Consider the following 13,530-nt stretch of genomic DNA (forward strand, 5'->3'; position numbering starts at 1 on the left):
GCTGTGGTTTAGGTGTGTTTATTTGATTGAACCAATCACAAAATCAAGCACAGGATTGCCTGAAGGACGGTAAGCTAAGTCAAACAATGGCGTAGGTTTGGGCAACATACCTCGTTCAACAATTTCTGAAATGACGCCCAAGTCTAAAAGACCAGCCTTACCCATTAGCAAGTTATCCAATGACGAGTGCTTGGCCAAATGTAGTACGTCTCTAAAGCCCTTTAAATAAAGGTGATCTTTAGTAAATCCGCCCCCGCGATACACACGAGTAGTAAGTGTAAAGGCCGACTCTCTGCTCGCACCGTGATCTTCAACTAGCTTATGGAAGGTCTTAACAAAATCACCGTGTTCCAACATGTAATGTACTGCCAACACTCGCAGTGCAAGCGTTTTTAAACGACCTATTGTCAAACTGCCCGAACAATACTCGCTGTATATCGCTACTCCTTCTTGAGTATGCGTGTTACCCGCTAAGCCCAGTGCAAAAATCTTCAAAGGTAGCTTTTTGGCTATCAGCGTAGTCAGCATATGAATACCCAGCTCATGATAGGCATAAGCATGTAATTCAGGTGCAGTAAACTTCGCATCTTTATTCACCATTAACAGCGACTTCTCACTGTTAACCATGGCCTTAGCTACGGTTTTGCTTGATTTTTCAATACGACAAACCAAACCCCACTGCTGTGCCATTTGCTTAAAGTACTCAACCGCCTCGTCAGCGTTGTGTACAGCCTGCTCCTTCTCTAACTCTGAATTGTTTAAATGCAAAATAAATTTGGCGTTTTCAACATCAGCTTTTTGCGGTGCACCATAATACTTCAGTGAATTATACAGAAAGTTGTCACTACCAATGGTACTCAACAAGTCAATTTTATTCGCTAGGTTATCAATTACATGGCGATAAAGCTGTTGAATGTCCGCGTCCATGATCTCATCAACAGGCAACTGATATAAATGCTCTCTAAACTTGTACGGATTAATATTCAGCTGCTTGTATGTAAAATTAGGACACACATCACTGCTTTTATTTAAAAACCGATTTCGTTCCGTGGCAATGTTCACAGGGTTAATGTAGTTCAATGTCTCTACATTTTTACACAGCGAATACAGAGCCTTATCAATCTTCAAGACATCAGGACTAATCGATGACGACAACACATCAGCTTTTTTGGTAGTTTTACGCTTACCATAACGACGCGCAAAATATGCTGCCGTATCACTGATAGCATTTTTAAAGCCCGCTTTAAGCTCTTCTAAAACTAACGGATAAACCTCACCCGTAGTTTCATCCATAAAGACTTTTTTCACTTCTGTTGGCAATACTAGCGTATTGTCGAAGTGTGCATTAACGTGAGAAATTAAATATCCACGCCCTTGAAACACTTCATCGGTGGCAGCACGCACATCAAGGTTAGGCAAGCTAATTTTGTTGAGCTGCTTCTCAAAATATTCACTAACCTTGCCCCAGCGCTCAATATCAATTTGTCCAGAGCCAATATTAAAGGTTGGCGTATCATGTTCAATTCGTTTGTAGTTGTACGAATGAATATCAAACACAATGGCATTTTTAAAGCGATGCTCAACCTCTGCGATAATCGCTTCAAGTACGTTGTAAAACGCCTGATGCTTACGATGGCTTTTGGCTCTTTGTGCTGGGCTCAGCGGCTTTTTCCACACCTGTTTGTTCCACGCAGTTTTAAAGTACGTAGAGAGTGTTTTGGCTCGATTCAAGTCATACTCAAAGCGAGAGTCATTACCAATTAATTGGATTGGAAATGACGAGATCAGCTCATCCGTATACGGATCTTCTTCAAAAAAGCGCTCTTCTTTAGTTAACAAAAAAGCTTTTTCAAGCTCGCTGCGCAAGTTATGACCATTATGAATAGCCGCACAAATAACAGGCGAATACTCATCTATCTTAACGATGAATGCACCTGATTCAACTTCAGCGTGAAAGCACTCACCTTTTTTAATTAACGCAATACACTCGCGCTCAGACAGCGTTAGCATCTTCAATCACCTGTCTGAACTCAGATTTACGGCTACGTACTAATTCTTTTGCATGTACAACACTTTCCACAAAATCAATAACCTGAGATTGTAGGCGAACTCGGTTAAGCTTGTTGATACGTACAATTCCACCAGGGCTTAATACATTTACTTCTATTAACTTACCGCCAATAACGTCTATTCCTGTGAAATATAAACCATCACGTACCAATTTTGGGCCTATGTACTTACATAGCTTTTTCTCTTGTGCGGTCAACTTGTGCTTCACCACACGACCACCCGCGTGAACATTGGCACGTACATCGTTTGCATCTGGAATACGTTTCATTGCGCCAATTGGCTCGCCGTTAAGCATCAAAATACGCACATCTCCTTGTTCAGCACCTTCAACATAATCTTGTAAGATCACATAGTTGCTGCCTTTACCGTGTTCATCACCACCGATGTAAAAGTCCAGCAATGAACGGAAGCTTTGTCTGGCGTTTTTCTCAAGCACAATAACACCACGACCGCCATATCCATCCAATGGTTTGAGGATCATACGGTTACTAGGTGATTCTTCAAAAATACGCTCAAGATACTCGCGATTTTTCGACACATGCGTTGCCGGAATAAACTCACTGGCCGTATCTTGAAACGAAGCGGTGTATATTTTGTTGTTAGCGATACGCAAACCATCTAAGTCGTTCATGATGAAAGTATCACCACGAATTGAGTCTAAGAAATTCAGCGCTAGTGTATCCAGTGGTGGATTCGCTCGCATAATGATGGCGTCAAAACCCGCCATGGGTAGCTGTACGCGCTTAAATTGCGCCGTTTTGTAAAAGCTAGGGATATTGTCCGGGCACTTACTATCTTTTGTGAATACATCACAAAATGCACTAGCAACACTGTCACGAATGGTTAAATTGTTAACGGTTGCAAGCGCTACGGTGTGACCGCGCTTTACGCACTCATGGATTAAACGTAAAGTTGAATCGTTTTCAGGCTCAACTTTATGCCACGGGTACATAATAAAACAAATTTTCACAGGCTTTGATCTCTTGTAGCTAAACGGTATTGCCAACATTGGCAACACCTTAAAGAGCGTAGAGTACAAAATCGCGCCCCCCACTGCTGAGAAATATTTTTATCGTCACGATAAAAATACTTACATACCAAAATTTAGCTTTTGTCAGAGTAAGTTAGCGAGCTTTTTCAGCCACCGACATCGCAACTCCGATTATCATAATTGGTATTAAATTTAGACTTTAAAAGCGTTACTCAAGACACAAAAATGAATCATCATTCTTAATGAGATCATGGATTTATTTAACTATTAAGTGATGTAGAACCATCTCATTTGGAACAAAGCTCCCCCGAGAAAATAACCAACTAATAAATAGTTAATAGAATCAAATAATTAAAGAAGAAAATACGCCACTGGTTAGAAATGAGCACCTGCCTTGGCATCACCGAGCACATGCTGGTTTTTTAACTATTCATGACAAACAGCACAACCGTCACATTCTCAGATAAGCATTCCCTACAATGCCGAATTCCTCGTCTCAAAGTGCTAGTGAGTAAAAAGGGCCTTACGGCCCTCTGTTTCTTTGGGTGAAATACCTTAGTCTAACAACGTCAGCTTGCTGACATTGCGCACACCTGGGTGGCTCATATAGTCGTTTTTAATGCCTTCGACACGTATGCGTTTACCCAATAGGTTGGGGTTTAACTGCGGACTAAACGCATCACGCTGAGAAGATTCTAGTTTGATATATAAATTATCCGCACTGTTATTATCGTCACTCAATTCAAGAGCATATTGGCCATTGACGGCTGAAGTTATCACACCTGCCACAACCACAGCCTGACCATTTGTCAATGCCAGAACATCGCTCACTGACATATCATTCCCTGTATCTGGGTCAGTGGTGCCATGACCCACTACTTCTATCGAACTGACCTGACGCACACCCGGTGCGCTCATGTAGCTGTCGCGCACACCTTTGATCAATAGTTGGGCATTTAGAATAGATGGATTTAGCTGCGGGCTAAACTCACTGCGCTGCGCACTTTCCAGTTTCACATTAATGGTAAAACTAGGGTCATTACTATCTTCAAGCACTAACGCGTAAATATCATTCAATGCCGATTTTACACGTCCAGTTAACTCAACACTTTCTCCTTGCGCTGTAGCCAATGCCTGTTCTACAGACAAAGCGATTGGTGCAATTTGAATATCACTGACATACCGAAGCCCAGGCTCTCCCATGTAACTGTCGCGCTTGCCGGTAATAATAATGTTTTGATTTAAAATACTAGGATTTAATTGCGGGTTGAAATCGTTACGCTGAGCGCTTTCAAGCTTCACATAGATATGACTTGCGGGGTTATTTAAATCTGTAAGGTCCAATCCGTAAATGCCGTTTACAGCCGCCGTCACTTTGCCAACTACAACCAGTTCAGTGCCTTGTGTTGATGCAAGCGCTTGCTCTACTGAAACCATGCTACCGGGTGTAGGCGTTGGATCCGGATCAGGATTGGTTTGCCCATTGCCAAATGGCGCATTATAGGAGTTATTTTTGTAGGTGTCCGTATCCCATGCATTGAACCCTGTTGCTGGCGTGCCCCATGGCTGACCATTGTTGGGGTCTGTATGTTCCTGAACCGCCATAGGTGTTGGCGTTGCGACACCACTGACATGGCCGTTACTACCATCAAAATATTGATAACTTTCAGGTGTTGCTAGCCAGTTTATAATATTAACCGCCAACACCGCAGCATTACCCGTATCAGTCCAGCCTGGGTAGGTTTTTTTAGTATTACCGTTATCCTGGCGAAGGTACTTTGGTGTCGCATCTTCTATCGGTGAAGAGTCACCAATAAATGCCGCTTTACCAGCTCCTGATTTTGCAATAGCAGCGTATGGACCTTCGGCAGCTCCGCCAAAATATAGCCCCTGATCTTTAGCATGTCGCCATTTAACCGGAGTATCCGCTTCTGAAAAATACACTAACCCTTTGGCTTTTTGTGGGTCCACAATCGCCAATGTTGCCCCCGCAGCCATCAAAATAGGCTGAACACCTTGTGTGATCCCTTCCGTTTTTGAACTTTCAACAACACCGCTCACACCTTGCTTATAATCAACCGCATTAAAACGAAAACGAATACCAAAGTTATCAACTAACCATCCTGCGTTCGCATTTTTTGGATTGCGCCAGTCACCATAAGCGCCACCCATGTTGTATTTACTTAAGTCTGAACGGTTATAACCATTAAAGACTTCTGTTGCATCCCAAGTATTTAAGTTGCGATCTGCATCGTAATGATCAGCAACAAAGAAAATTCCTTTTCCAGAAGCTACAAATTGCTCCAATGCTGCCTGCTCGCTACTAGTAAATGGACGGTTAGTTTCTGCAAGAACAAATACGTCAGCTTCTTTTATTGCATCATAGCTGATCACCGCCTCATTTTGATTTGCTTGATTGCTGCGATCATCATAAAAACGAATGCGACCATCGTTATTTAAATCAACGCCACGGTATTCTTTAACGGTATAGCCTTGTTGCACTAACGCATCCGCAAAATCAGAAAATGCTCCATCAATGACCCAGTCAGCATTTCCTTCGACACCACCATGTGAAACATCAAAATAAACGGTTTTACCATTATTGCTGCTTGCAGAAGGTGTTTTTATCGACGCGATGTTGTTCCAGTTATACGCCTCGACTGCCATAGCATTCAGTGAGAGCGAGCCACTGAACAACAACGCCAGTGCACTGTATCTATACAAAGATTTCATTTTAAAATTCCCGTTACTAAGTTAGAGATCCCTATCTCTTTGCATCAACAAGACAGCAGCTAGGGGTGGATAATAAATAGCCCCAACAAAGGGGCTAGAGTTAAACCGCAAATTACTGCGGCTGGGTCAAATCTAATTGATAAACAGCAAAGCCAGATTCATCCACTTGGTCGGTGGTAATGATGTGAGCAAACTGCTCGCTATACGCCTTTGCTTCAGCGCTATTAGCACTGGTAAATTGGATCTGCACGTTAGCAATTGGCGCAAATGACCAGTTCATATCTGCAGCCGGATTTAGGCCTTCACCATTGTTTGCATGACTTTGAAAAGCAATATAGTCGGCGACCACTTGACGGTTTTCATCAGGAGAGTCGACGACTATCTTGTCGGCTCCGATATTTGGGAAGTTTCCACCACCAGAAGCTCGATAGTTGTTGGTCGCCACTAAGAATTGCTGTTCATCAGCCACCGGTTCGCCTTGATATTGAAGCGCGATAATGCGCTGACCATCAGAGACCTTTTCGCCTTTAGCGTTATATCTGGCGGGTTGTGTCACATCGATTTGGTAGGTAACACCATCCAACACATCAAAGTTGTAAGAAGGAAACTCACTATTGATAAGCGTTTGTACGTCAGTGTTTTGCACGTCTATTTGATTGAACTGACCTGCTGACATCTCCAACCATTCTTTGACTTGCGCTCCATTGAGCTTTAGAACTTTTAGAATATTGGGGTAAATATAGAGGTCCGCAACATTGCGATAGGCTATATCACCAGATGGGATCGAGGTATAGTCATCCGCACCGCCACGACCTGCTCTAAACGGCGCACCTGCTGAAAGTATTGGCAAACCATCAAGCTCAGTACCTTGCACTATTTTTTGCGTATACCAAGTTTGCGCATTGGTCACAATTTGAATAGAAGGGTCATCATTTACAAGTGCAAAGTAACTGTTCACAGGCCCAGTGATTTTAGCAAATGGCGCATTAACCCATTCACGTGTTTGTTGGTGTGCATCATTAACCGCAGATTCAACCTGAGCATCATTATCAACCAATGCTGTGGTAACTCGGTTTTCATCGGTTTGATAAATTGCTTGCAACGATGACTGGGACTTACTGACTTGCCACTGACCAGATTTATACTCCAGCGTTAGGTCAATAATACCTAGATGATTCCCCCAAAATCCGGGCATAACCGCTGCTACGCCGTTGATTGTACCTTTGTCTACATCAACACCATGATCAGCCAGATTTTCGTATCGTGGGCCTGGGAAGTTTGCATGAGCGTGACCAAACATAATGGCGTCAATGCCATCTACCTCAGACAAATAGTAGCTGGCGTTCTCAGACATTGGTTTGTTAGCACTTACATCTAATCCTGAGTGCGGAATAGCAACTATTAAGTCTGCACCCTCTTCTTTCATTTTAGGTACATACAAATTTGCCATTGCTATAATGTCTTTTGCAATAACCTTACCTTCTAGGTTTGCTTTATCCCACTGCATGATTTGTGGTGGCACAAAACCAATAAAGCCCACTTTAACGGTGTGACTATTGCCTTCAAGGTCAGTAAATGTTTTTTCCTGTATTACGTAAGGCTTGAAAAGCGGCTCGTCATTGCTCGCATCATCATCGCCGTCATCTTTAAACACATTTGCACTGATGTAGGGAAAGTTTGCGTCATCAATTGATTCATGCAAAAACTCTAAGCCAAAGTTAAATTCATGATTACCAATATTCGCAACGTCATACTCAAGCGTATTCATGGCTGCATAAACAGGGTGTACCTCTCCATGGGCTAACTTTTTAATTTTTGCCATGTAATCACCCAACGGACTACCTTGGATCAAGTCACCATTATCAACCAGCAAAGAGTTACTCACTTGCTCGCGCGCCTGACGAATTAAAGCTGCTGTTTTTACCAGTCCAACCTTATCGTCTTGCTTATCTGAAAAGTAATTAAAGTTTAAAAGGTTGGCGTGTAGATCCGTGGTCTCAAGCAAGCGAACTTCGATTTGCGTCCCCTCGGTAATATTTACAGGTTGCTTTTCGCTTGGAGTGTTAACTTGATTGTTGTCTGAGTCTGAACAACCAGCAAATAATGCGCTAGAGCCACACAAGATTGCTAATGGTAATAACTTTGTCTTCATAGTCCTTGCTCTTTGTTTTATCTAAAATTAGAGCAAGTACTATAGGGGCTTAAAAAGACAATTAAGCGAATTATTCATGGCATATTTGTGCAATAAATATGACTTTTTAGGGACAACTATATTGAATATTTTAAAACAACTTTTGCGTCAACAGCATTGAATTATAGGCATTATTGCACGTTTCATTTTATCGCCTACCAAGGTAAACTAAAGCGCATAACAGGTTAAAAAGAATAAAAAAGGATTAAGACATGAGTCGTGTATCACAAAGCCCTTGGCTGTTTATTGCTAAGCCTAATCCACAGGCATCGCTCAAGGTTGTCTGTTTTCCCTATGCAGGCGGCAGCGTAAGGTCTTTCAGTGAATGGAAAAATACACTGCCGGAGTTTGTTGAACTAATCATTGTTCAGATGCCAGCTCGCGGTCCACGTATTAGTGAGCCACCAGCTCAATGTATGGATGAATTAACTGATACGCTGATCACCGAATTAAAGCCACATCTAAACGGTGATTTCGTATTTTATGGTCATAGCTTAGGCGCAAGAGTTGCATTTGAAACACAACGCAAAATGCGACAAAGGGGAATGGCAGGCCCATGCCACTTCGTTGCATCTGGCAGTCCAAACCCAGGTAAAGACCGTAGCCACGAGAATACCCACTTATTAGATGACGAAGCATTTAAAGCGAAGCTGAAAAGCCTCAATGGCACGCCACCAGCCGTACTAGAAAATGAAGAACTGATGACATTATTTATGCCGGTGCTACGTGCTGACTTTAAACTAGCAAACACCTATCGATATACTGGAGATGAGCAATCTCCATGCAGCTTGAGTGTTTTCGCCGGTAAAGATGACGAAATTACCATCGAAGAACAACAAGATTGGCAAAAATACTTTTCAGGTGAGTACACTTTCACCTTATTTGAAGGTGATCATTTCTTTATCGACAGTATTAACCAAGAAGTAGGTGAAGCCTTCAGTAAAGTCGTTAAACAACTTTGCAATGAACGTACACTCACCAGCGCGTAACTAGCAGGTCGTTTCACTGTTGAAGCCTTGTACATGCAAACTGTTTAACCTAATTTAACTCGATAACGCAGTCCTGTTTTTATGACATAAAAACAGGACAAGGAAATGTGATGATATCAGAGCAACAATGGCAAAATGCGAAAGGCGTGTGCACAGCCTCTTTGTTTTCTTCATTGCACTATGCAATCGCGTCAGTAGATGACAAGGGCTTACCTCATGTCACTCCTATAGGCTCTTTGATGTTGGGTGCTTTAGTTAATGGTCAAGCTCAGGCCTGCTATTTTGAGCGCTTTACCAAACAACTCCCAGCCAATGCCAAACACAATACAAGCGTCTGCATTTTGGCTGTGAACAGCAGTAAATGGTTTTGGTTTAAATCGTTATTGAAAGGGCAATTCTTGCACCAACCTGCAGTGCGTCTGATAGGCCAACTTGGACCATTGAGACCTGCTACTGATGCGGAGATCCAGCGCTGGCAAAGGCGCGTAAAACTCTTTTGTTTTAGCAAAGGTCATAAGTTGATGTGGCAATCCATGAGCCATGTTCGTGATATTACTATCACTGAAGTAAAAACCGTGAGTATTGGACGAATGACCCTTCAGCCTTAAGTTTGTGGGTACACACTCACCATTGTAATTGGAAAAACAAACACTATACATCAAAGAGCTAGCAATCATTCACTGCTTAAAACAATCATATTAATCAATACAAACCAAGTGACTTTGCTATCAACCTCACTCCCAAAAAGGCAGTAAAAATTAGCACCGAAAAACCGAGAAAGTTAGACCATTTTGTATTAGCGTAACGACCGAGTAGTTGTCGATTGTTCATGGCATACAGTAAAAACACCGCGATAATAGGCAGCAGTAAACCATTAGCAAACTGGGCAAGAATAATGATTTGAATCGGCTTAACATCCGCCATTGATAGAGCTGCGCCTATCACTATGATACCTATGGTGATAAGTCGAAAAGATTTAGAGTTCACATCGCCTTTAAGCTGCAAAATTTCAGAGATCACATACCCTGTCGCTAGCGGAGCAGTGATCACACTGCTGAGCCCCGCTGAGAATAATCCTATACCCAATAAATATTTGGAGAGACTACCAAACGTCGGTTCAAAGATGACCGCCATATCGATAGCATTATTCACACTCAACCCCAGCGTGAAAATACTGGCAGCCGCTGTAGAGGTCACCAAAATTGCAATTAACCCTCCCAGTCCAATAGATATGATGGTGTCAGAACGTGCCTTAGGAATATCCTCAGGCTTTGACCAATGAGACTTAGCTGTAGAGGCATGTAAAAACAAATTATATGGCACCACGGTCGTACCAATCAGCGCAATCACTGTCAGCAAACTCCCCTCTGGGATGGACGGTGAAACTAAGCCTTTAAATAGCTGCGTAAGATCTGGCTTGACCAAAACAAAGGTGACAATAAATGCCAACGCCATAATGCATACCAAAGCAATTAGAATACGTTCTATTTGCCGATAAGTGCCCTGCATAAGGATCGCCGCACCTATCGCTGTCAAAGCAATGATTGAGCCTCTAAAAATCCATTCGTTCGAGTTCGTTATCGCCTCAATTCCCAACGCAGCCCCTACCAAATTTCCCGCTTCGTATGCGGCATTACCAATACAAATCGCGATAATAATCAAAGCAAACAATGGCCACTTCCAAAAGGAGTCATGTAATGACTGATTGATGACCTCGCCCAATCCCTTTTGCGTCACAATGCCAACTCGCGCTGACATTTCTTGTAAAATGATGGTTGCCGCCGTTGCAAAAACTAATGCCCATAGCAACACATAACCATATTGCGCTCCAGCCAGTGTACATGCGGTAATCGTTCCTGGACCAATGAACGCCGCCGTCACTATAACGCCAGGTCCAAAGTTTTTTAATCTGTTTAGCATGCTTATCTTCCCATTCTATGCCGTCTTGACGCTTGAGCACCACAATGATGACTATATTTTAAAACGATTTACTATCGCTGCTAATTCACCCGCCTTTTCGCTGAGTTTGGAGCTGATCTCTAGATTACGATCTCCAATGGCCGCAGACTCTTTGGAATGCTCTGAAATAGATTCTGTCCGTTCACTAATCTCTTTATCAACAATATTTTGTTCCTTTGTCGCGCTGGCAATATGCTCGTTGACGTTTAGAATCTCATGGATAAACTGCACAATATTTTGTAATGAATCAGATGCATTGGCCGCTTTTTCAACCGTCAACGCACTAAAACTCTTACTTAAGTCCATCGCCTGCACAGCATCCTTAGAGCCACCTGTTACTGTATTTATTACCCCTAATATTTGGGTAGCACTTTTTTGCGTACGAGTCGCCAATTCACGAACTTCATCGGCAACCACAGCAAATCCCCTTCCCTGCTCCCCCGCTCTGGCCGCTTCAATAGCCGCATTGAGCGCTAACAAGTTTGTTTGCTCAGCTATTTCTTGAATAACTGATAACGAGCTTGAAATATTTTTCACATCTCCTTCGAGCTTTGAAATTACCTCACTGGCCTCGTCTAGCTTCTGTGCCAGTGTATTAACCGAGCCGGTCGCTTCATCAACCGAACTTTGCGTATCATCAGCGCTACGATTGGCATTTTTTGCAGACGTTGCTGCTTCGTTGGCATTGCGAGATATTTCTTCGGCAGAAGCACTCAATTGCGTCATAGCAGTGGCAATCATTTCGGTTTCTGATTGCTGGCGCATCAACAGCGCATTTATTTCTGAAGATGCATTTGCAATTTGTTTAGTCTCATCAACCACTTCATTTGTGAGCTTCGCAACCTTAATGATCAGTGCGTGTAACTGACCAAGAAATATATTGAAATTACGACTCAAGCTATCAAACTCTGGAAGAGAAAAATCAGGAATACGAGCGGTCAGATCGGCATCTCTGGCAGCAAAGATATCAATGGTGTCTTCAAACTTAGAAAGTGGCACAGTGATGCTTTTACTAATGAGTAAACCGAATATGCCCACCACGATTGAGATAATGAAAGTAAACAATAAAATATCGCGAATACTTTTCATCACTTGTTTATCATTTTTTTCACGCATAGACTTAAGCAGCGCATCAACATCTTCGGTATAAAATCCAGTACCGACGATCAAATCCCAAGTCGGTAAGTAAATACTATACGCCAACTTTGGAATGGCCTCGCTTTGTTCTGGTTTGGGAAAATAATACACTGAGTAGCCATCACCACGTTTCGCTGAATCAATGATGTCACGGACTAGGTAATTCCCCCTTTTATCTTGTAAATCAATGAAGTTCTTTCCTATTCCTTGATCACTGTCACCTTGCATTACCCGCGTGCCATCACTTTTAAATGCAAACAAGTAGCCAGACTCTCCAAACTTGATGTTTTTCAACAACTTAATAACATCTTCTTGTGGGCGGTCTTGATTTTTAATCGGTATGATCACGCTTTGGGCTATTTCTAAATACGCTTTTAGTTCATCTCGTTTCATACGCATCATTTCTTTACGGCTTAAGACCTCTTGCGCTTCACTCAGTTTGGTCGCTTCGCTGTATGTGAGCGTAATAGCAACTGAAGAAATGATAATGATAGGGAGCAAAGATAGTAATATCAGTCTGGTCTTTATTTTGAGTTTCATACTCTCATTCCTAATACAAATCGCTTGGCTAGGTTTACACCAAACTAATTTACACCCTGCTCGGACTCGACTGGCGTGTTTCTCGCCGGTTGAACACTCCGATAGTGTTGCAAATAATCGGCGATAATTTTCTGGTAAGAACCATCCTCCTTCATTGCCCTAATCGCCATGTCTAGACGCTGCTTAATCCCCTCTAGATATGGCTCCTTACCAAATGCGATATAGCTCGGGATGTCATAGGCGTATGAAGGGACTTGATGAATTTTATCCTCTAAACCTAGCTGCTTGAGTATCTCCAGACCACCCAACTGATTACTGATCACCACGTCAACTCGGTCGGCAAGTAACAACTTGAAGCTGTTAATTCCAGTATCTGTGGTGACAATATTCTCAAGCACCCCCTTGGCAAGCGCCAAGTCTATTTCTTCGCCATAACTAACTTTTCGTACAATCCCAATACGATAAGGAGACAGTGACGCAATGCGACCATCAAAGTAAATTTGATGGTCTTTAAGTGCGAAGAAGCCAATGGACTGCTGCACCAAAACTTCATTGGAATAACTCATAAAGGTTTCTCTTTCTGGCGTTTTGTAAATGGTGAAAATGCCATCTACTCGAGCATTTTTAACCTCTCTTATGGCTCTTCCCCATGGTAAGAACTGGATCGAAAATGGTTGGTCTATGCGATCAAATGCCTCACGCACGATATCGACAGCAATGCCTCTGGCATCTTGGGTTCCTTGAAACTCATAGGGTGGGTATTCCAATGTCACCAAACGAATGACCCGCTCCTGCGAGAAAGCGGAGGATATCAGGCCCAATAAAAGCACCGCAAAGACAATAAATTTCCCACCCATATCTCGTTCTCTCAGGCCCAGTCATGCCAAACAGTAAGCCCACTGTCCACACTCAATAACCTA

General features: G+C 42.6%; 9 protein-coding genes. 2 read left to right on the plus strand and 7 right to left on the minus strand.

Annotated features, from left to right (window positions below; translation table 11 throughout):
• Positions 1-18: 18 nt before the first annotated feature.
• The 4 genes from BIW53_RS19930 to BIW53_RS19945 form a co-directional block, all read right to left on the minus strand.
• Positions 19-2,010: a flavohemoglobin expression-modulating QEGLA motif protein gene (locus BIW53_RS19930; RefSeq protein ID WP_070993763.1), complete on the minus strand. Its 1,992-nt coding sequence runs from the start codon at positions 2,008-2,010 to the stop codon at positions 19-21.
• The gene (gshB, locus tag BIW53_RS19935) at positions 1,994-3,040 is read right to left on the minus strand and encodes a glutathione synthase (RefSeq protein ID WP_175442180.1); all 1,047 of its coding nucleotides are present in this window, start codon (positions 3,038-3,040) and stop codon (positions 1,994-1,996) included. Before gshB ends, BIW53_RS19930 begins: the two co-directional genes overlap by 17 nt.
• 576 nt (positions 3,041-3,616) lie before the next feature.
• Positions 3,617-5,794 carry a DUF6359 domain-containing protein gene (locus BIW53_RS19940; protein ID WP_070993764.1) on the minus strand — a complete coding sequence of 726 codons (2,178 nt, stop codon included), beginning with the start codon at positions 5,792-5,794 and terminating at the stop codon, positions 3,617-3,619.
• A gap of 112 nt (positions 5,795-5,906) precedes the next feature.
• Positions 5,907-7,946 (minus strand): bifunctional 2',3'-cyclic-nucleotide 2'-phosphodiesterase/3'-nucleotidase, encoded by a 2,040-nt coding sequence (locus BIW53_RS19945; RefSeq protein ID WP_070993765.1) that lies wholly within the window; start codon positions 7,944-7,946, stop codon positions 5,907-5,909.
• A 251-nt stretch (positions 7,947-8,197) separates the two neighbouring features.
• Between BIW53_RS19945 and BIW53_RS19950 the strand changes: the two genes are divergently transcribed.
• Entirely contained in the window at positions 8,198-8,974 is a 777-nt protein-coding gene (locus BIW53_RS19950) for a thioesterase II family protein (RefSeq protein ID WP_070993766.1), read from the plus strand.
• Between the two features lie 110 nt (positions 8,975-9,084).
• A complete protein-coding gene (locus BIW53_RS19955) occupies positions 9,085-9,582 on the plus strand; it encodes a hypothetical protein (protein ID WP_070993767.1) in 498 nt (165 codons plus the stop codon).
• A 94-nt stretch (positions 9,583-9,676) separates the two neighbouring features.
• Here BIW53_RS19955 and BIW53_RS19960 read toward each other — a convergent pair whose 3' ends face one another.
• From BIW53_RS19960 to BIW53_RS19970, 3 genes are read right to left on the minus strand one after another with little or no spacing between them, the layout of a single operon-like run.
• A complete protein-coding gene (locus BIW53_RS19960; protein WP_070993768.1) occupies positions 9,677-10,894 on the minus strand; it encodes an Nramp family divalent metal transporter in 1,218 nt (405 codons plus the stop codon).
• 51 nt (positions 10,895-10,945) lie between these two features.
• Positions 10,946-12,610, minus strand: coding sequence for a methyl-accepting chemotaxis protein (locus BIW53_RS19965; protein WP_070993769.1), 1,665 nt, complete (start codon positions 12,608-12,610; stop codon positions 10,946-10,948).
• Positions 12,611-12,654: 44 nt separating this feature from the next.
• Positions 12,655-13,467, minus strand: a complete 813-nt coding sequence (locus BIW53_RS19970) for a substrate-binding periplasmic protein (protein WP_070993770.1) — start codon at positions 13,465-13,467, stop codon at positions 12,655-12,657.
• Positions 13,468-13,530: the final 63 nt, after the last annotated feature.

This window comes from Pseudoalteromonas byunsanensis, assembly GCF_001854475.1.
Taxonomy (GTDB): Bacteria; Pseudomonadota; Gammaproteobacteria; order Enterobacterales; family Alteromonadaceae; genus Pseudoalteromonas; species Pseudoalteromonas byunsanensis.

Excerpts from the sequence above, each read along its gene's own strand:
- BIW53_RS19930 (WP_070993763.1), bottom strand. The coding sequence starts at position 2,010 with ATGCTAACGCTGTCTGAGCGCGAGTGTATTGCGTTAATTAAAAAAGGT.
- BIW53_RS19940 (WP_070993764.1), bottom strand. The coding sequence starts at position 5,794 with ATGAAATCTTTGTATAGATACAGTGCACTGGCGTTGTTGTTCAGTGGC.
- BIW53_RS19945 (WP_070993765.1), bottom strand. The coding sequence starts at position 7,946 with ATGAAGACAAAGTTATTACCATTAGCAATCTTGTGTGGCTCTAGCGCA.
- BIW53_RS19950 (WP_070993766.1), top strand. The coding sequence starts at position 8,198 with ATGAGTCGTGTATCACAAAGCCCTTGGCTGTTTATTGCTAAGCCTAAT.
- BIW53_RS19955 (WP_070993767.1), top strand. The coding sequence starts at position 9,085 with ATGATATCAGAGCAACAATGGCAAAATGCGAAAGGCGTGTGCACAGCC.
- BIW53_RS19960 (WP_070993768.1), bottom strand. The coding sequence starts at position 10,894 with ATGCTAAACAGATTAAAAAACTTTGGACCTGGCGTTATAGTGACGGCG.
- BIW53_RS19965 (WP_070993769.1), bottom strand. The coding sequence starts at position 12,610 with ATGAAACTCAAAATAAAGACCAGACTGATATTACTATCTTTGCTCCCT.
- BIW53_RS19970 (WP_070993770.1), bottom strand. The coding sequence starts at position 13,467 with ATGGGTGGGAAATTTATTGTCTTTGCGGTGCTTTTATTGGGCCTGATA.